Raw genomic sequence first — 17,841 nt, forward strand, 5'->3', positions numbered from 1 at the left:
CTTTCATTTCGCTTTTATTTCACGCGCGAGCAAAGCGCGTTTGCGCTCGACGCCCCAGCGATAGCCTGACAATGCGCCATCCTTGCGGATCACGCGGTGACACGGGATCGCGAGCGCCACCGGATTGGCGGCGCATGCGCCTGCTACCGCGCGGACTGCCTTTGGCGCTCCGATCCGCCGGGCGATCTCGGTATAATTCTCTGTCGAGCCCATTGAGATTTCCTGAAGGGCTTTCCAGACGCGCTGCTGAAAGGCGGTGCCGCGCACATCGAGCGGCAGCTCAAGACCAAGCGCTGGCGCCTCGACAAAACCGACTACCTTCGCGATCAGCGCCTCGAATGCCGCGTCAGCGCCAATGAGCCTGGACTGCGGGAAGCGATCCTCAAGGTCGTGCAAAAGCGCGGACGGATCATCGCCCATCGAGATGGCGCAGACCCCTTTGGCGCTGACTGCGACAAGAATCGCGCCAAGAGAGGATTGACCGATGGCGAAGCGGATTTCCGCGCCAGCGCCGCCGGCCTGAAAATCGGTGGGAGTCATGCCCAAGATCTGATTGGCCTTTGCATAGAAGCGGCCGCTCGAGTTGAAGCCCGCATCGAAAATAGCTTCGGTCACCGTCTTGCCGCTGGCAAGTTGGCCCCTGAGCTTGCGGGCCCGATGCGCGCTCGCGTAGTCGGTCGGCGTCAATCCCGTCGCCGCCTTGAAAACATGATGAAAATGAGAGGCGCTTAACCCTGCCGCCTTGGCCAGCCGGGCCAACCGCGGAGGTTCTTCGGCGGCTTCAATCAAGCGGCAGGCGTCAGCCACTTTCGCGGCGTATCGTTGCGCTAGCGGCGCGCCGTCGGGGCGGCAGCGCTGGCAAGGACGAAAGCCTGCGGCCTCCGCCGCCGCCGCCGTGGCGTGGAACCGGACGTTCTTCGGGTTGGGCCGCCGCGCCGGACAGGATGGGCGGCAGTAAACGCCGGTCGTTTCAACGGAATAGAAAAACGAGCACTCCGCCGAATGATCGCGGGCGACGATTAAAGTCCAGCGCGGATCTTGCGTCGCTGGCGCGTCGGGCTGCTGTCGTTGCCTAGGGCGCGGGTTCATGAACGGATCCTTTCACGATTCGTATCGTGAAGCGTCACCTGCCAGCTGACCGCTCGCGCCGCACTGCGAGTCTTGCTATTGAATCGAAAAACCTTTGGTCATCGTCGTCGCCGCGGACGGCGGCGCAAATATCGCGAAACGTCAACAATGCCGCTTCTCGTCGCAATTCTTTGTTTCGCGACGGCCAGATTTCAACACGTCGGAACGCGTTCCGCATGCTTAACCAATCCCGTCAATTGTAATAGCCCGCGAAAAAGGGCGTACCATAACCATCGACGGGGTCGAAAATGCCATGGCTATTGGTATTAACAAAGCCGTAGCCTTGATCAAAATCATAGCCAATTGCTTCGCTGGCCATCGCTGTGCCTATCGCGTTCCGATACTGGATTTTGCGATGCTGCCGCTCTTGCGCGGCGCCGATGCGATATTGTGGCGGCAGCGGATAGAACCCCGCTCCGCTCTCCCCGTCTTGCGAGAGGGCGACAAAGCCGGAAGATCCGTGTGCGGGCCGCCGCCGCCTTTCTTCCGCAGCGTAGCTGAGGCTGGTGCGCTCCGCATGAGCGCGGCGGTGGGACGCCGCGGTCCCTTTGGTCGCCTCGGAGGCCTGTCCAGCGGACATCATGAAAGCGAGCGCAAGAGTTGCGATGGCCGCAAGGGTGGCCGCCGTCTTTTGAAAGCGCATTATCCTCATCTCCAAATGCCGGCGAATCTCGCGTCTCGACCAAAAGAAAAGCCTCAAGCGGATCCGCCTTGGACGCATCCGCCAATAAAGAGGCAAGGCAATTGAGCTTCCTTGAATCGCTGTCCTCGACCTCCAACTTGGCATGTTTTCTTTAAGCCAACATCTTTCTGGCGAGAAGCTTTTATCGATACCAGGAGAAATCGCCTTCCCGAGGGGGCCTCGAGAGGGATTGGCCGGATTCGCGAAAATTCAAGCCATCCCCTTCATTTCTACGCGCCAAATGCGCGTTCGATGACGCGAAGGGCTGAATCGTTCTTTGTCATTTCGCGGCCCTCGTTTCCTCGCGGCGATCGGCCTGCCCGACTCCGGACGCAGACCCCTCCCTCGCCGGCCTCATTGCGCTTTTGGGTGTCGATTGGCCGGTCCGTTCCGACGTTCCACACGGCCACTTCAAGGCGGCTCGGTTGGACGATTCACGCGGCGCAAATGTCCGCAATGATCCACTGCCGTTCGGGACAGTTTTTCCGTATTTTTTCCGTACGTTCGGAGGGGATGGAGCCGGCGCGCGGCTAACTCATTGATTTCGTTGGCGCGCCCAAGGGGAATCGAACCCCTGTTTTCGCCGTGAAAGGGCGACGTCCTAGACCGCTAGACGATGGGCGCGCGGGCTGAAGCGCTCATGTTTCGCATGTTCGTCACCCAGCCGTGGGAGATATAAAGGGCGATTGGCGGCCTGGCAAGTTCAAGAAAGCGATTCACGCCACACGTTGGTCAACGCGAGCGATATCCAGCAAGCGCAGCTGAACGCGCTCCGCGCCGCCCCACTGATCCAAGGCCAAAGTCCCCGCCAAATGAACCATCGCGCCACGGGCTGCGCGAAGCGCATGCTCCAATGGCTGTCCGCTTGCGCGGAAAGCGATCCCGTCGATCTTCGCCCCATCGCCCGCTTGAGCGCGCAGCCGAATGTGTCCGGCGCCCACCTCAGAGACATCGAGAAGTCGATGGGCCGGCAAAGCGAAAACGGGTTCGGCATTGCCGGATCCATACGGGCCGGCGCGCTCCAAAGCCTTGACCAGGGTCGGCGTCGCGCCAGCCGCGGTCAGAGCCGCATCGATCAGGAGAGCCTGCTCCGCACGGCCTTCGGCCACCTTTTTAGCCAGGACGATTTCCAGAAAGGCGCGAAAATCCTCGACCCGCTCCGGTCGGATCGTAATTCCGGCGGCCATGGCGTGGCCGCCGCCCTTCACCAGAATCTCGGCCTCGACCGCCTCGCGGACGACGAAGCCAAGATCAACGCCGGGAATCGAACGCCCCGATCCTGTCCCAGATCCGCCATTTGGGGCAAAAGCAATCGCAAAGGCTGGCCGGCGGAATTTGTCTTTCAGCCTTGAGGCGACAAGTCCGACGACGCCAGGATGCCAATCGTCCGAAGCGACGAGGATCGCCGCGCCAACGTCATCGGCGCCAAGTCTGGCGAGCGCTTGCGCCTCGGCCTCCTCCACCGTCCCGCCTTCGAGCACCTGCCGCTCGCGGTTGAGGCGATCGAGCTCTTCCGCGATGCGTCGGGCGTCGGCCGGATCGGCGATGCTGAGGAGCCGTGCGCCGAGCGCTGCATCGCCGATTCGGCCACCGGCGTTGATGCGAGGACCAATCAGAAAGCCAAGATGATAGGGCCTTGGCGGTCCATCGATCTTTGCCACGTCAAAGAGCGCCGCAAGGCCCGGTCGCGCTCGCCGGCGCATGACCGCCAACCCTTTAGTGACGAAGGCGCGGTTGAGGCCGCTCAACGGGGCGACATCGGCGATGGTCGCCAGCGAAACCAGATCTAGTCCCGCAAGAAGATCCGGTTCCGGGCGAAAAGAAAAGAACCCCCGGGCCCGCAAGTTCCGATTGAGAGCTATCAGAGTCATAAATACGACGCCGGCCGCGCACAGCTGACCCAACTGTGAGAGATCATCCTGCCGGTTCGGATTGACGACGAGCGCGTCCGGCAACGTCTCCGGCGCCTGATGATGGTCGATGACAATCGGATCAAGGCCAAGGCGCCGCGCTTCGACAAGCGGCGCGTAGCTCATTGTGCCACAATCGACAGTAATCAGAAGCTTTGCGCCGGCTGCGGCCAAAGTTTGTATGGCGGCGATATTCGGACCATATCCTTCAAAAATGCGATCGGGGATATAAACGACGGACAATATGCCGCAAGCCTCAAAATAATCAGCCAGCAAGGCTGAGGACGCCGCGCCGTCGACGTCATAATCGCCGAATATCGCTATTTTGTCGCCGCGCTCGACCGCATGTGCGATTCTGTCCGCCGCAGCATCCATGTCCTTCAGGCAGTGCGGATCGGGCAAGAGTCGCCGCAAACTCGGATCAAGATAATCTTCCGAGGTCTCGGGGCCAACTCCGCGGCCGGCGAGAATGCGGGAAAGAATGTCGCCGTGACCCTGCAGTTGGGCGATGGCGAGGGCTCGCGCCTGTCCGTTGGCGTCAAGCCGATCTCGCCAGGAGAGCCCAAGCGCAGAGCGCTGCACGCCAAGAAACAGACGGCTCGACAAGGTAATAGAATCGCTCATGGCTTATCTTAGCGGTTCGGCCGGCGCAGAGCGAGCTTGACCGAAGCGACATAGCCCGCAGGAATCTCATAGATTCCCCATCGGCCGATAATCCAGCAATTTTTCGATGCGCTCCAAAAGCCCGTCTCGGACGTTGCGATAAGCGTCGAGTACGCGCTCCCGCGAACCTTCGACAGCCGTTGGATCGAGCGTCGGCCAATATAACACTTCAATCGCAAGCGTCCGCGTGAACTCAAGCGCCTTGTGATGAGCCTCCGGCGAAAGGGTCACGATGAGATCGAAAGAACTGTCTTCAAGATCCTCAAAAGTATGAGGTCGATGCTTGCTCATGTCGATGCCAAGTTCTTCCATGGAAGAGACGGCGAATCGGTCTGGTTCGCCCCGTTTCAATCCAGCTGAAGCAAAATAGATCTCTTTCCCAAAAAAGTGTCTCCCCAAAGCCTCCGCCATAGGTGAACGCACCGAATTTTGCGTGCAGGCAAAAAGGATGGATTGCGGACGATCCTTGACCCCGACCTTCATCTCGGCGGCGCCTTGGCGTCCCCTTCCAAAGGCATGGATCCTAGCCCTTCCAGTGCAATGCGGCGACTAGCGTGAAAATCCGGCGCGCCGTATCGATATCGCAATCGATTTTGCCTTTGAGGCGCTCTATCAGCATCTGGGCGCCTTCGTTGTGGAGCGCCCGCCGTCCCATGTCGATGGCCTCGATCTGTCCTGGCATCGCCGTTCTGATCGCGGCATAATAGCTTTCGCAAACAAAAAAGTAGTCTTTGAGCAACCCCCGCAAAGGCGTCAAAGAAAGAATATGCGCCACCAGCGGAGCGTTGCCTTCGTCGAGAATTTCCAGGACGAGCTTCGAATCCTGGAGGCCAATCTTGAGCGCATAAGGGCCGGCGTCGTGTCCAGGCACGCCAAAGCTGTTCTCTTCCAGTAAATCGTAGATCGCGATCTGGCGCTCGTGTTCCTTGTCAGCCGTGCTCCGGCCGATTGAGGCCTCGTCAAGCGTCACAGATACGAGCCGATTGCGGGCGCCGGGATCCGTTCCGCTCATGATGACCCTTTATCGAGGCGGAGCGCGACAGAGCGCGCATGAGCGTCGAGGCCCTCGGCCTGCCCGAGCGCGATTGCAGCGGGCCCGAGGACGGAGAGGCTTTGAGCGACACATTTCAGGATCGACGTCTTCTTCATGAAGTCGAGGACATTTAGACCGGATGAAAATCGCGCGGAGCGCGCGGTGGGCAAGACATGGTTGGAGCCACCGACATAATCGCCAATCGCCTCCGGGGTATAGGCGCCAAGAAAGATCGCGCCGGCGTTTCGTATGCCGAGGCTCAGCGCCTCGGGGTCCGCCGTAACGATTTCAAGATGTTCAGGCGCCAGACGATCCGCCAGCGGTATGCTATCTCGCAAGTCGGCAACAAGAATGATCGCGCCAAAATCGCGCCAGCTGGCGGCGGCGATTGCCTGGCGCGGAAGCGACGCCAATTGACGCTTCACAGCGGCTTCGACAGCGTTGGCGACGCTTGCATCGTCAGTAATGAGGATCGATTGAGCCGCCGCGTCATGCTCGGCCTGGGCGAGGAGATCGGCCGCGATCCACTCTGGGTTAGCGTGCTTGTCGGCGATGATCAAGACTTCGGACGGTCCAGCAATCATGTCGATGCCGACGGTCCCAAAAACGCGGCGCTTGGCGGCCGCGACATATGCATTGCCTGGACCGACGATTTTGGCGACCGGCGCGATCGTCCTCGTGCCATAGGCCAGCGCCGCGATCGCTTGCGCGCCGCCAATGCGATAGACCTCATCGACGCCAGCAAGTTTTGCCGCCGCCAAGACCAGCGGTTTGATTTCGCCTCCCGGCGCGGGCACGACCATAACAACACGTTCGACGCCGGCGACCTTAGCCGGGGTCGCATTCATCAACACCGACGAGGGATAGCTTGCGGTCCCTCCAGGCACGTAAAGCCCGACAGATTCAATCGAGCGCCAGCGCCATCCGAGTTCAACCCCCAGCTCATCCGTGAAGCGCTCATCGTGCGGATATTGCCGCTCGTGAAAGGCGACGATTCGTGTGTGCGCCAGCCTGAGCGCGGCTAGAGCTTCCTCGTCGCAGAGACCGAACGCAGCATCAACGTCGGCGGAGCTGACGCGCAATCCCAGTTCAGCGAGGTCAACTTTGTCGAATTTTCGCGAATAGCTGATGAGCGCATCGTCTCCGTTCGCGACAACATCGGCGATAATCCCCTGCACGAGTTGATCGACGTCTTCGGCCGCCTCCCTTTTCATGGCGAGAAGCGCCTGAAAGGAAACGCTAAAATCCGATCTCCTGGCATCCAGCCGCAAGGGCATAAACCGATCTCCTCAATCTCTGCGCAGCTTTTACGTCGACCCGTGTAGCCGTCTGCGCAGAGGGTGGCAACATTTTGGCGCGCCCTTTCATGCTCCGCCCGAACACGCGTCCAGCGACGCTTTCGTAACAAAGCATCACGAGCGCCATCAGCCGGGAGGGGGACCGTGCGAAGGGTTGTTTGCAACGGCCGGAGCTTATAGCAATCTTTCGATTTTGACCGAAAGGCTTTTTTGGCCTTCTCAATGCGCAAAAAGTCCACGGTGGCGCTTGAGCTTCACGCGATTCAGTCTAGTTTATTTCTCTGATCGGGATGAAAGCGCCACAACATGCTAGTTGTAAATAAATAACAACTGGTCTCTTTTGTTGTATTTCATTTATTATAGTGCATATATTACAATTTTTACTTACATAATAAGCTTTTACTTATATAATAAGCGTGAATAAGTGGCCCAGCGCGGGAACAAGGCTCCAACCTCTCGCGTGCAATAGGGCTACGATGGAGCAGAAACTCTGCGCCGTCGATGCACCCGGCTTACCGATTGCTGGGTTGCGTGGATACAGCTTGACCGAATGGTGACGCCAGATTGATCCAACGCTGTCTTTTTGGGTTTGTCGCGCTCGCCCCGCGCGCTTCTTCTACGGATCGGTTTGAAGCTAGCGCAAATTCCAGCAGCAACCTGGATGATCGGGATCAACCTTTCCCCCAGCGTTCAAGTCGCACTTGTAGAAATTCCGAGGACAGACCGCTTTGTAAGGACGGCCTGCCGCGGGACTCCAGCAGCAACCGGGATTGGCCGGATCAATCCGTCCGCCTTCATTCAAGGAACACGCATAGTAATTTGTGCGGCATTCCTGGGCGTTCACAGCACTTGCGTTTCCCAACATGGTGATAATCACCGCGACAAGCGTAGTCAGGACCCCGAAGATTTCACAGCGCATGACGAGCCCTTAACGACTTCGGTTCCCACGGATCAGTGCACGGACGACGCCCTTGCGCACTCCTCTTACTAAGAGCGCGCATAATGCGAAAATCAAGAAGATCGCATGAAAAATGTCAACAGTTTCTGAAATAGTTGCGATCATTTACGCACAAACGGTTGTACTTATTGAAAGATACTTCAGAAAAAGGGCATACTGAAGTGTTTACACGGGTAACCAGACCTTGCAGCCCACTTTTGACGTCGGCTCGTGGCGTGCAGAGGCCGCTTGAACCGCCGAGACAAAGCGGCGGCCCGCTACCTTCAGACCACCCCTGCTCATATTCCAATTCCGCGACTCGCTTTCGCCTCTTCGAGCGCTTTGGTCAGGGCGTTGACCTTTGCCTCGAGTTTCTGAATTTCCTGTTGTAGATCGTTGACGTGCTTTTCATATCCTTCGATCAGCGTGCGGATGCGTGCATCAACCAGGACAGCCATCGGCGGCTGGCGATTGATCATGGCGACGATGATCGTGCCGAATACCCCAAGCGCCGTTCCGATGCTCCCGGCGCCGATTGTCGTCCACATGGCGGCGTCAGGGTCGGCCATTGGCGGCATGCTCCTCTTTCGCTGGGCGCCCGCAGATGATCTTGGTCCAAAGGCCTTCCTGGCCGCGCGGATCGCTCGCGGCCGTCGTCAGGCCCGCCATGGCGCATTCCATGACCGAACCGGCGACGACCTCGCGCACGTCGATTGCGGTTTGCTTCGTACAATCTTCCTGCGGCGTCGTGGCGAGACAGGTGAGAATCAGGATGATGATTTTCATTTCGCCTTCCCGAGCCAGGAGGAGACGTTGCTTGTCCCGAGCGTCACGGCATGGACCAGGAAGAAGCTGGAGACGATCGCCCATTCGAACGTGTCATAGGGCGCGGGCAGCTTGGCGACGCCGAAAAAGGGCGCGCCCATGAAAAGCTTCGACGCCAGAATGGTGTCGATAAAGATTAGCCCGAAATGCAGCGCGGGGGGAACGCCGGCGATCAGCATGATCAGCCGATTGACCGGCTGGCCGTAGACCTGGACTTTCAGCACGTTCAGCTGAACGTCGCTGATCAATGCCTGCTGCAAGACAGAGGCGTCGGCGGCGGCGCCGGCCGCAAAGCCCTGCTCCCTGATGGTCAACGTGTTGGCTTTGTAGTCCGTCCACGTTTTCGCAAGAGTCGTCAGCACGCCGCCGAGAAGTGAATTCAGAATGGGAAGAAGGATCGCCAGCATCGGCTCAATCCTCCTTTTTCGGCTCGATCTTGGCGGCCGCCGCTATGCCGAAGATATGCGTCACCGTCATCAGCAACATGATCGCGCCGCTGATCTTCAGGGCGATGTCGGCGGTGAAGAATGCCGAGAAGTCGACGAGATGCAGTTGTTCGAGCGCGCCGGGCAGCGCCGTCACCAGAACGCCGATGAGGCCGGAGAGAGGCGTCTTGAGGCCAAGGAGCCAGAGCCTGATCTTCTGCCAGCGGGTCACGCCGTCTGCTTCAATCTTGGCGATGATGTCGGCCGTGACGCGAAACTTTTGCAACTCCGGCAGGATGATTCCGAAGAAGACGCCAAAGCTGGCGACGGATACGAGCAAAAACCAGAACATAGGGATCTCCAATTGTGATCGCGCTCGCGAAAGTGACCTTTCGCAAAGCGGCGGAATCGGGCGAAATCTTTCGGATCAGGATTTGGCGGGAGCGGTCGCCGGCGCCGCGGCCTTCGCGGCGGCTTGTGCTGCGTCCGCCGTCTGGGCCGCGGCGGCGTTGGCGAGGATTGTCGCGCGCTGGCCCTGCCGCCAGGCGTTGTAAGCCGTAACAGCCGCGACGGCGACGATTGCCGCCACAACGGCAATCGTGACCCACAGATGGCTGCCGGTCGCGTGCGCCCCGGCGCCGGCGACCGCTGCGATCGGCGTTGCCGATTTGGCCGATTTGGAGTTAGCCTTTTGCCGCGCCTTCGCGGCCGTGGCGTTCGGCGCGATCGGCAGAGCGGCCATCTTGAGGCTTGCCGCTTCGATGCGCGCCACGCGCGCGCCCCAGCCGCGGCCAAACGCCTGCCACGTCGTGAGCCCGTGCAGAAACGACAGCCGCGCGGTGGCGATGTTCCCTATGACTTTGGCGAGCGGCGGCGCGCCGGCGTTCGCCTTGACGATCGCGGATCTGGCCTTCGCCGGCCCCGAGTTCACGGCATAATCGAAGCCCGATAGATCCTCGCCGGGCCGCAGCTGCTCGGCGCCGATCGCGTCCCAATAGCCGGTGCGATAGAGATCCTGCAGCTCGCTCTCTGAAATCAGCGAGACGCTTTTCGGCTGCAGGCGCTTCGCCGCGCGATACTGATCATAGCGCGCCTGCGTCACCCCCCGATTGGTGTGGCCGCCGGGATCGCGCGGATCGTTCGATTCGCCGCCTTCTTCGCGAAGAGTGTACGGCAGGCAGACCAAGAATTTTCCGATGGCCATGATGAGCTCCGGATATGAAAAAGCCGCCCGAAGGGGCGGCGGAAGGAAGAGGAAGCGGTCACTCTTGTGAGGCGCCCTGCGTTACGCCTTGTTCGCGATGGCGGTCAGCACCCCATCGGCCATGCGGTATCCGAGATGAAGATGGCCCGCGACATTCGGGTGAGGGCTACCCGAGACCGCGAAGTAGAGGTCCGAGTTTCCATCCCCGGCGGGCGCGGCGACCGAGCCGGACCCGGTAAAGGTTGGGCCGGCGGGATCGGTGACGATCGGGACATAGATGATGTTCGGATCGTTGAGGAAGGACAGATAGGCCGAAAGCGACGCCTCCCAGGAAACATGCGCCGCCGCCAACGCGCCGCCCGCGCTTCCGATGACGCCGAACACAAGGATCGGAAGGGTCGCCGAATAAGCCCTCGCCTGTCCTATGCAGGACGCGAGGCCGGGCTCCGACGCGGCCCATCCGAAGGCCGAGTCGTCATTGATCCCGGCGCAGAGGCCGATGATATCCGGGCTCCAGTTCAGCGCGTCGAACATATGCTCCTGCATCCGCAGGCCGGCGCCGTTGTTGTTCGCGGCATATCCAGTGCCGCCATTGCCCGCCGGCCGGTAGTCGCTGATGCCGAGGCGGTCCGCCATGACGTGCCCGAAGCCGTCGCCGGGAACCGCGGGAGTTCCCGTCATCGTGTCGAAAGTGATGCTGTCGCCCATCTGGATGTAGCGGACGCGGTCGACGCTCGATACAGCGTAGAGGCCCTCCGTCGGGGCAACATCGACGCCAAACAATGCGGTGTTGCTTTCCACTTCAATTGATATGCGCCGGCGCTGGCGGCCTCCGACGGTCGTGAAGTCAACAAGGGTAAAGCTCGGCGATGCCGCGCCGGAGACGGTCGGCGTGAGGCTCATATATTTGCCGTCGACGATCAGGCGGAAGTTCGAGCTGCTGGTCGTTGCGACCAGGAACTTTGCGGAGTCCGCGATAAAGGTATGTCGCCCGGACGATGCGGAGATATTTGGATTGGAGCCCGCATTGCCATTGCCGGTCGGGAATGTGGTTGTACTCGGCAATCTCAGATAGTTTGTGGCATACCAAACCGGCCATCCCCCCGTCGAATAGAAGATATTTGGATTCGCCAACGCGGTATAAATTTTCGAATATCCCGCCGTCGTCGCCGCCGCCTGATTGGCGTACGCGCCTGCCGTGATCGTCGGCGGGTTCGCCATAAGCTGCGGCAGGCCGGTGGTCGGGTCAATCATATGGGGGTGATTGTCCTTCGCCACGCCCGCGACGCGGCGGATTTTGGCGTAAATGGTTTCGCCGGAAGCAGCGTTCGCTGGAAGAGCGCCCATTTTCTTAGCCCTCCCAGGCGGTGAATTGCTGGAATGCGACCTGCCCAATTACGGATATAGCGTTGCTTGGAACGCGATTCGCAGCCCACTCATACCCCCCGCCGCTTGGGTAGAACGTAGCGGTGCCGAGTGAGCCAAATGCGGCCGCGCCGGAAAGCGATACGCCTAGATTCGCGGAGGCGCTTTCGTTGCGGATGGCGAGATACTGACGCCCGGCGTTCGACGTCGCGACCTGAGTCGAAAGGGGCGTGAAAGTCGCAAGATTGACCGTCGCACCCACCCCCGACCCCGATGTTGAAGTCGGCGTCACGGGATTGGTCACGGGCGCCGTATAGACGCCCGGCGTTGTGACCCCGAGAGCCAAGATCGCCATCTTGAGGTTGACCACCGCGCCCGTGAGGCCACCGCCCGTGACCGGCTCCGAGGCCAAATTCGTCGGATTTACGGTGTAATTGCCGGCAGCGCTGATGGAGCCGATCGCCATGAGCACGCCACCAGCGATCGTGCCCGACAGAGTAAACCTAGTGCCGGTTCCGGTCGTGCCCGTCAATGTTACGGCGCCGTTGGTACCGCCGGATCCCGCATTGACTAGAGTGGGAACCGCACCAAGCTGCGTGCTCTGCACAGTGAGAACCGCCGGCGACGAAACGCCAGCGCTCATCGGCAGGGTAAGCGTGTCGCCCGGAGCCCAGCCTTGCGTTCCGATCGACTGGACGGTCGCCGAAGCCACCCCACCGTTGATATAGCCGGAGCGATCGGTGACCGAGATTGCCGCATCCCCAGACTGGATCGCGCTGAGGATGGCGGCTAGGCTGCTGATTTCAGCGGTCTGATTAGCGGCGGTGGCCGCGCCTGTTGGAAGCGGCAGCGCCGATGCTGTGACTGCAATGGCGGATTGATCCGTCGCCAATGCGACCGAAATACTGCTTGCAGTCACAGCGGGGGCATTCGGCAACGTGTTGATCGTTGCGCCAGATCCAGGAGTGACGTCTAGTGTCGGTAAAGCCATTGATCAGCTCCACATTAGGCTGCGAGCGCAGCGATCAATCCACTATTCAGAGGATTGCTGAAATCCAGATTGACCACGCCGGCAGGCGCGGTAACCGTAAACGATCCGGCACTCTCATCGATTTCGACGCTGAAGCGGTGCGGCCCCGGCGTAAGCGTTCCCGTCGGAATTGACCAGGCGCCTGTTGCATCGGCGATCGTCACGCCGGCCGGCGTCGCCGCGCCATCAATGTAAAGCCGCACTCCGACGCCTGCGGAAGAGCCTTTCGGAGTTTGCACGACGCCGCTGACGACGCCAGATGCATAGGCCGAAGTTGTCGCCGGCGAGAGCGCTCCTGCGCCATCAGTCCATCCGTTTGCTTCGAGCGTCGGAACGTCGAAAGTCGGCACGACGATCGCGACGCCAGGCATGCTCTCATAGAGGCGGCCGTTGACGATCACAGCGTTACGGCGTCCGTCCTCCGGAGGCATCAGGAATTGTGTCATCATGCGATTTGACCCCGACGACGAAAACACAAAGGCCGCCATCACGGCGGGCCTTGAGGCGGATCTTGCAATTATCAATTCAACGCTTCGATAATAAGCTGGCTTAATTTGATCTGGTTCACTCCAGTTCCCGCAGAAGCCCACAGCGTCGAGATTTCGAGAGCAAGCGCGCCATTTGTCGGAACAAGGACAGGCATTGGCGTCACACTTGTGTTGGTCGCACTGCCAACACCGCTTGGGATTGACGATAGCGCACATTCGATGCCGGATGCGCCAGAAGGATCTGCGATAGCCTGGATAAGCCAGGACACCGCCGCCTGCACGTTCGTCTCTCCGGGATTTGGCGTATATCCGCCAGTCTGGCCGACAATCACGGAGCCCAATTTGATCTTATGGGTTAGAAGAGGCGGCGCCGATCCCACCGTCACCCGATAGTGTGCCGAGACGCGAATGGTTCTCCCCGCTCTCAGGAAGTTAGGCGGAATCGAAAATGCTAGTGAATAATCATGGTCCAGCCCGGCTCCAGAAGAGGAATCGTTGACGTCGCCACTATTTTGAATAGACAGTGTCCTTTGCACAATGCCATCGATCCAAGTAGACCCATCGGCCGACGTCTTGAGATGGAAGTTGTCATCTCCGCAGAGCCCCATCTCAGCGCGCCCCGAATACCCAGTCTGATAGAGTAACGAGGCGGTGTCCGTACCTGCGCTCTTGTTGACCTTGAACTGTACACCATGGCCAATGTTGTCAAAAAGGACCGCCGAGGATTTGACCGCAAGCTTGTTCGTTACGTCAAACGACGTGTTTACGCCAACCCCTGGCGCATTCTGCAGACTCGGCACCTCTGAGAGAAGAGCCACCGGATGCCCCCCTGCGGTGGCGCCATCATGAACTTGTACTCGCCATGCGGTTGTGTCGACGAGCAATTCCCCCACCGCACCGACATATGTGGAAAGGAAGGAAGCCGCTTCGCGGCGCCTTTTGACTTGAACGCTCATGCTGATGCCAATCCCAAATCGATAGTGACCACATAAGGATCAGAGGCTACGCCGAAATCATCAGATTCATTGACGCCGGAGGCCGCCGATCCATAATCAAGGGCCGCCCCAACCCCAAGCGCCTGAGCCACCGGTCCGCTTATACCTGACCCAACTGGAGTGTACGTGTATACCGCGCAGGTCGACAAATCTTGCACGGACGCCCCGAAGATATTAAAGCTCGGGAATTTCAAATAGACCGGCATCCCAACGAAGGCGGCTGGCAGAGGATACTTGAAAATCGAGTCATCGAGGCGAGCGAAAGGCGCGTTCACATTGTGGGATGACGCGACAGAGCCATAAAGTCCGCGCTCCAAATAGGTCAGCGCGTAGGTGTTGGCTCCTGTGAGGGTCGCCGTTTTGTAAGAGAACAGCTCATGATCAACAATGCAGATTGTTACTCCGTTCCGAGCGTCAGCGGCCGTGCCCGACGCAAGAGCGCCGCCGCTCCCTGCAAGGTCCACCGAAATCGCGTTTGCGACATCCGGATTGCTTCCAGTTGGTGCGGGCGCCGAAGCCGTTAATACGCCCTGGCGCGAAGGTCCGCTGATCTTGCCGATCTGCGCGTAGGTGGCATTGTCTGTCGAAAGATAAACAAGCGCTCCGCCCCAATAGGGATCCGCCGCTCCCGCGGACCCCTCGGGCGTCGCCAGCGTCGTCGCCACGATCGTCGCGCCGATTAGCTCGGGCGCGTTAGCTGATGCCGACAAGCGTTCGAGTCCGGTGGCGAGCTCTACATCCCAGACATAAAGGCCGCTTCCGGGCGCGCCAGCATACGAAATCGTCCCGATGGGGTTCGCGAGACACAGTGAAAAAGACGGCACGGTGGAAGCGGCTTTGAGTGGAACCGACGCCGAGATCACTTTAAATCCACGAGCCCCTTCAACAATAGAGACCGCTGAGAATGCGCCCACCGTGCTTTGCGTGGCGGTCATTCCGGTCAGATCAAAATCACATTGGCTGATCGCGACGCCATCATTTGCACGCAAGCTGACGGCACTGCGTTCCGCAGCCTGAATCAAAATGGTGATGGTAGCTATATCGCCTATAGCGCCAACTGGTCCATTCCACCTCGCTTCATGATTCCCCGTCGTTCCGTCCTCAGCCAGCTTATATATCGGCGCGAGGCCACCGGAGATGGCGATCCACACCTCCGCAACGCCGTTCGTCAGATCCGGCGGCGGTTCGAATATGATGACCTGATTGACTGGCGAGGGAGATACGCCATGATCCAAGGCCGTATTCGACCCCGCCTGCACGGGATAGGCCGCCGCGGTTGCGGCTCCTCCTGTGAAATCCTCAGCCGTAATGCTGAGAATCCCAGACCCATCCTCTTCAATGGATACAATGCGTACAGGAAATTTATTCATTCCCAGGCCTACGTCGCTAATCGTGACGAGGTCCATTGGTTCGAGCAAACAATACTCGAATCCCAATTTGAATTGGTAGGTGTTTCTAACGTACAGACTGCGCTGAAGAAGTAGCTGCGCCGATATTCGACCAATCGATGGATCGCAAATCTCATGCGCCGTGATTGAGGAGTCCATGTGGAGTCCATACAGCTCTATTGCGTTCTGATCCCACACTTGAACGGGCGTCGCGTCATACCAATTGTTCCGGTCGAGGATTTCAAGGGTCACCCAATTCTTTGCCGTAAAAGGATCGCTTCTTACGACCTCAACAGGGTCGGCGTCGTCGCTGATGACAAAGTCATCATCCGCCAGATCGTAGATCGGCGTGACGTTCGGAATGAAGGAAACGCCGCTCTGCGTTAAGGGAGCGTCACCATAGGTGATGAATTTCAACTTGCCGCCGGACCACACAGCGGCGGTATTGGTCAATTGAAGCCACCGGCTGAGGATGCTGCTTGCCGCTTCCTGGTTGGCGAGCACAGGGGAAAGGGCAAGGTGCGCCGCAGTACAGTAGGCCTGGTATGACGAGCCTCCCGAACCACCCAGCAGAGTTGTCGAGTCGATGCTAGCTGCTGGAAAGCCGACGCCATATTGTGGATTAGTTAGAAGATCCTGGATCACGAGCGCCGGATTCGCGTCCCACGAGTTAATGAGCCCTGTCCCTACGAGTAATCCATGCACGTCGAAGGAAAGCGAAGGCAAGCTGGGGCTAGACCCAAGATCAAACGACGCCGTGGCGACATAGGCAAGTCCGCCATACGCCAGATCTTGTCCCGGAAAAGAAGCCGTCAAATATCCCCAAGGGGTCTGGGGCATCGAGCCGTAGAAGAGCCCTAATCCGAGATTCCACAGATATGTAATGGACTGGCCGCTCCACACACCACCAACGGCATTGATTGGGCCTTCACACAAGCCGAGGGCGAAGCCGCATCTGTAGTCATAGCCGCTAATGGATCCGCCACCTTTCCCCGCCTTCGTCTTCTCCGTTGTATAGCTGAACCCTCCTGTCCATATGACGTTCGGCGCAATCTTGTTAGCGCCGTAAACAATTTGGATCGGAACAGCCGAGCTGGACGTCTGGATTTGAAGGCCCGTATAGAGCGGGATTTGCGATGTAGTTTTCCTCTGGCGCAGGAAGCTCACAATTATTCTCCTTTCCAGAGACTAAAATACCGTCTTGGCCTCTTCGGCTCGACCAGCTGAGCGTTCCGCCTCACCTCTTCTTCGAAAACGACGCCGTATGGCTGGAACGCATGAACAATCGTGATCGGATTTTCTTCCGTCACAATGGCTCCATGACTAAAGCATCGGCCATATTTAAAGACGACGATGTCGCCCGACCGCGGCGCCGCTATCTCTTTGCACGTCTTTACTATGAACCCAAGATAGCGCTCAGCGCTCCGATGCAAATGCCAATCTTCCGGATAGGGACGCGGATCGAAGGGCGGCACGAGCCCGAGATCAACATACACCCGGACGAGCAGCATACCGCAGTCGACGCCGGCTCCCAGAATGTCAGCACATGAATGATAGGGCGTGCCAATCCATCTGCGCGCCTCCGCTACGATCCGGGCGCGTTGGCAATCGTCAGTATTCATGTCTACAACGCATAAGTAGGTGGCGGGACGTAGGGAAACCCTCGAAAATTCGCAACGTTGCCAAACTTGGCTTGGCAGGTCGCCTGAGTATGATCACACCCTTGGTAGACCGTGAATGCGTCTCCAGCCGCTGGAACATTGAGCAGCGGCGCGCTTAGATAGAGCGTTGCCGCATCCGCTGATTTTACATTCGCAGTCGCGCCCGTATTCACGCCCGATGAGAAGGTAAGTGTTCCCTGAGCGTAAACGCTGCTAGAACCTGACCAGAGAATCTTCAATCGCGTCGATCCACCGCCAGCCGTTGCCTTCGCGCCGTGCGCATTTTTTATCAACCCACACCCGGAGTCATAGAGGACGTGCTGGCAGTTCGGCGCATAGAGATTTCGCGGCATGTTTACATCCAGCAAGACAAGATCAGAGTTCACAGTGATCTTCGCACTTGTGCGCCCGACACTGTCGACGGTTCCCACGCGGCCTTTGAACAGAACAACGCTTCCGACCGGCGCCTCCGTCCACGAAGTCAGAAAGGCGCGTTCACGCTGAACTTCGGCGCCATCGAGGATTCCATTTCGAATGGCCTGCAGGAACGGAATACCGCCGATGGTGTCGGTCGGCTGCGCCGCCAGCGTGATCTGCTGCTGATCCACCTGGAGGCCCACTTCGCATTTGAAAGTCAGTCCATCGACCAACACTGAGTTCGCTGCGAAGATTGCGCCATTGAGCGCGATAGGAACGTCCGCGCTCGTATAGGTGAGAATCAGACCTGTCTGCAAAATGAAGGTATAGCAATCAGCGACGAGGGCTAGCGAGTCACGTTGTGAGCGCAGGCCATCGAGAAAGGCTATCAA

Annotated in this window: 18 protein-coding genes and 1 tRNA gene; 1 reads left to right on the forward strand and 18 read right to left on the reverse strand. The window is 59.1% G+C overall.

Going from position 1 to position 17,841, the window contains the following annotated elements; translation table 11 throughout:
- Positions 1-3: 3 nt before the first annotated feature.
- The 17 genes from ada to MPC4_RS21120 form a co-directional block, all read right to left on the reverse strand.
- The gene (gene ada, locus MPC4_RS05440) at positions 4-1,089 is read right to left on the reverse strand and encodes a bifunctional DNA-binding transcriptional regulator/O6-methylguanine-DNA methyltransferase Ada (RefSeq protein WP_174511628.1); all 1,086 of its coding nucleotides are present in this window, start codon (positions 1,087-1,089) and stop codon (positions 4-6) included.
- 232 nt (positions 1,090-1,321) lie between these two features.
- Positions 1,322-1,771 carry a hypothetical protein gene (locus tag MPC4_RS05445; protein WP_174511629.1) on the reverse strand — a complete coding sequence of 150 codons (450 nt, stop codon included), beginning with the start codon at positions 1,769-1,771 and terminating at the stop codon, positions 1,322-1,324.
- A 587-nt stretch (positions 1,772-2,358) separates the two neighbouring features.
- A tRNA-Glu gene (locus MPC4_RS05450) sits at positions 2,359-2,434 on the reverse strand.
- A 92-nt stretch (positions 2,435-2,526) separates the two neighbouring features.
- Complete coding sequence (recJ, locus tag MPC4_RS05455) at positions 2,527-4,344, reverse strand: single-stranded-DNA-specific exonuclease RecJ (RefSeq protein ID WP_174511630.1); 1,818 nt, start codon at positions 4,342-4,344, stop codon at positions 2,527-2,529.
- A 66-nt stretch (positions 4,345-4,410) separates the two neighbouring features.
- The gene (locus tag MPC4_RS05460; protein ID WP_134490973.1) at positions 4,411-4,866 is read right to left on the reverse strand and encodes an arsenate-mycothiol transferase ArsC; all 456 of its coding nucleotides are present in this window, start codon (positions 4,864-4,866) and stop codon (positions 4,411-4,413) included.
- Between the two features lie 40 nt (positions 4,867-4,906).
- Complete coding sequence (locus MPC4_RS05465) at positions 4,907-5,395, reverse strand: UPF0262 family protein (RefSeq protein WP_174511631.1); 489 nt, start codon at positions 5,393-5,395, stop codon at positions 4,907-4,909.
- Complete coding sequence (hisD, locus tag MPC4_RS05470; RefSeq protein ID WP_174511632.1) at positions 5,392-6,693, reverse strand: histidinol dehydrogenase; 1,302 nt, start codon at positions 6,691-6,693, stop codon at positions 5,392-5,394. The genes MPC4_RS05465 and hisD overlap by 4 nt, the downstream gene beginning before the upstream one ends.
- A gap of 1,257 nt (positions 6,694-7,950) precedes the next feature.
- Complete coding sequence (locus MPC4_RS05475; protein WP_174511633.1) at positions 7,951-8,220, reverse strand: hypothetical protein; 270 nt, start codon at positions 8,218-8,220, stop codon at positions 7,951-7,953.
- Entirely contained in the window at positions 8,207-8,437 is a 231-nt protein-coding gene (locus MPC4_RS05480) for a hypothetical protein (RefSeq protein WP_174511634.1), read from the reverse strand. The genes MPC4_RS05475 and MPC4_RS05480 overlap by 14 nt, the downstream gene beginning before the upstream one ends.
- Positions 8,434-8,883 (reverse strand): hypothetical protein, encoded by a 450-nt coding sequence (locus tag MPC4_RS05485; protein ID WP_174511635.1) that lies wholly within the window; start codon positions 8,881-8,883, stop codon positions 8,434-8,436. The genes MPC4_RS05480 and MPC4_RS05485 overlap by 4 nt, the downstream gene beginning before the upstream one ends.
- Before the next feature lie 4 nt (positions 8,884-8,887).
- Positions 8,888-9,253, reverse strand: coding sequence for a hypothetical protein (locus tag MPC4_RS05490; protein WP_174511636.1), 366 nt, complete (start codon positions 9,251-9,253; stop codon positions 8,888-8,890).
- A 75-nt stretch (positions 9,254-9,328) separates the two neighbouring features.
- Positions 9,329-10,105, reverse strand: a complete 777-nt coding sequence (locus tag MPC4_RS05495) for a glycosyl hydrolase 108 family protein (RefSeq protein WP_174511637.1) — start codon at positions 10,103-10,105, stop codon at positions 9,329-9,331.
- Between the two features lie 81 nt (positions 10,106-10,186).
- Positions 10,187-11,452, reverse strand: coding sequence for an SGNH/GDSL hydrolase family protein (locus MPC4_RS05500; RefSeq protein WP_174511638.1), 1,266 nt, complete (start codon positions 11,450-11,452; stop codon positions 10,187-10,189).
- A 4-nt stretch (positions 11,453-11,456) separates the two neighbouring features.
- Positions 11,457-12,461 carry a hypothetical protein gene (locus MPC4_RS05505; protein WP_174511639.1) on the reverse strand — a complete coding sequence of 335 codons (1,005 nt, stop codon included), beginning with the start codon at positions 12,459-12,461 and terminating at the stop codon, positions 11,457-11,459.
- 14 nt (positions 12,462-12,475) lie between these two features.
- The gene (locus MPC4_RS05510) at positions 12,476-12,949 is read right to left on the reverse strand and encodes a hypothetical protein (protein WP_174511640.1); all 474 of its coding nucleotides are present in this window, start codon (positions 12,947-12,949) and stop codon (positions 12,476-12,478) included.
- A 71-nt stretch (positions 12,950-13,020) separates the two neighbouring features.
- Positions 13,021-13,944 (reverse strand): hyaluronate lyase N-terminal domain-containing protein, encoded by a 924-nt coding sequence (locus tag MPC4_RS05515; protein WP_174511641.1) that lies wholly within the window; start codon positions 13,942-13,944, stop codon positions 13,021-13,023.
- On the reverse strand, positions 13,941-16,538 hold the full coding sequence (locus MPC4_RS21120) for a phage tail protein (RefSeq protein ID WP_244628862.1): 2,598 nt from the start codon (positions 16,536-16,538) through the stop codon (positions 13,941-13,943). The genes MPC4_RS05515 and MPC4_RS21120 overlap by 4 nt, the downstream gene beginning before the upstream one ends.
- Before the next feature lie 110 nt (positions 16,539-16,648).
- Between MPC4_RS21120 and MPC4_RS05525 the strand changes: the two genes are divergently transcribed.
- The gene (locus tag MPC4_RS05525) at positions 16,649-16,921 is read left to right on the forward strand and encodes a hypothetical protein (RefSeq protein WP_174511642.1); all 273 of its coding nucleotides are present in this window, start codon (positions 16,649-16,651) and stop codon (positions 16,919-16,921) included.
- A gap of 74 nt (positions 16,922-16,995) precedes the next feature.
- Here MPC4_RS05525 and MPC4_RS05530 read toward each other — a convergent pair whose 3' ends face one another.
- Positions 16,996-17,841, reverse strand: a complete 846-nt coding sequence (locus MPC4_RS05530; protein WP_244628863.1) for a DUF2163 domain-containing protein — start codon at positions 17,839-17,841, stop codon at positions 16,996-16,998.

The sequence above is a fragment of the Methylocella tundrae genome (assembly GCF_901905185.1).
Lineage (GTDB): Bacteria > Pseudomonadota > Alphaproteobacteria > Rhizobiales > Beijerinckiaceae > Methylocapsa > Methylocapsa tundrae.

Bases quoted from the DNA above. Each gene is read 5' to 3' on its own strand.
- ada (WP_174511628.1), bottom strand. From the start codon at position 1,089: ATGAACCCGCGCCCTAGGCAACGACAGCAGCCCGACGCGCCAGCGACG.
- MPC4_RS05445 (WP_174511629.1), bottom strand. From the start codon at position 1,771: ATGCGCTTTCAAAAGACGGCGGCCACCCTTGCGGCCATCGCAACTCTT.
- recJ (WP_174511630.1), bottom strand. From the start codon at position 4,344: ATGAGCGATTCTATTACCTTGTCGAGCCGTCTGTTTCTTGGCGTGCAG.
- MPC4_RS05460 (WP_134490973.1), bottom strand. From the start codon at position 4,866: ATGAAGGTCGGGGTCAAGGATCGTCCGCAATCCATCCTTTTTGCCTGC.
- MPC4_RS05465 (WP_174511631.1), bottom strand. From the start codon at position 5,395: ATGAGCGGAACGGATCCCGGCGCCCGCAATCGGCTCGTATCTGTGACG.
- hisD (WP_174511632.1), bottom strand. From the start codon at position 6,693: ATGCCCTTGCGGCTGGATGCCAGGAGATCGGATTTTAGCGTTTCCTTT.
- MPC4_RS05475 (WP_174511633.1), bottom strand. From the start codon at position 8,220: ATGGCCGACCCTGACGCCGCCATGTGGACGACAATCGGCGCCGGGAGC.
- MPC4_RS05480 (WP_174511634.1), bottom strand. From the start codon at position 8,437: ATGAAAATCATCATCCTGATTCTCACCTGTCTCGCCACGACGCCGCAG.
- MPC4_RS05485 (WP_174511635.1), bottom strand. From the start codon at position 8,883: ATGCTGGCGATCCTTCTTCCCATTCTGAATTCACTTCTCGGCGGCGTG.
- MPC4_RS05490 (WP_174511636.1), bottom strand. From the start codon at position 9,253: ATGTTCTGGTTTTTGCTCGTATCCGTCGCCAGCTTTGGCGTCTTCTTC.
- MPC4_RS05495 (WP_174511637.1), bottom strand. From the start codon at position 10,105: ATGGCCATCGGAAAATTCTTGGTCTGCCTGCCGTACACTCTTCGCGAA.
- MPC4_RS05500 (WP_174511638.1), bottom strand. From the start codon at position 11,452: ATGGGCGCTCTTCCAGCGAACGCTGCTTCCGGCGAAACCATTTACGCC.
- MPC4_RS05505 (WP_174511639.1), bottom strand. From the start codon at position 12,461: ATGGCTTTACCGACACTAGACGTCACTCCTGGATCTGGCGCAACGATC.
- MPC4_RS05510 (WP_174511640.1), bottom strand. From the start codon at position 12,949: ATGATGACACAATTCCTGATGCCTCCGGAGGACGGACGCCGTAACGCT.
- MPC4_RS05515 (WP_174511641.1), bottom strand. From the start codon at position 13,944: ATGAGCGTTCAAGTCAAAAGGCGCCGCGAAGCGGCTTCCTTCCTTTCC.
- MPC4_RS05525 (WP_174511642.1), top strand. From the start codon at position 16,649: ATGAACAATCGTGATCGGATTTTCTTCCGTCACAATGGCTCCATGACT.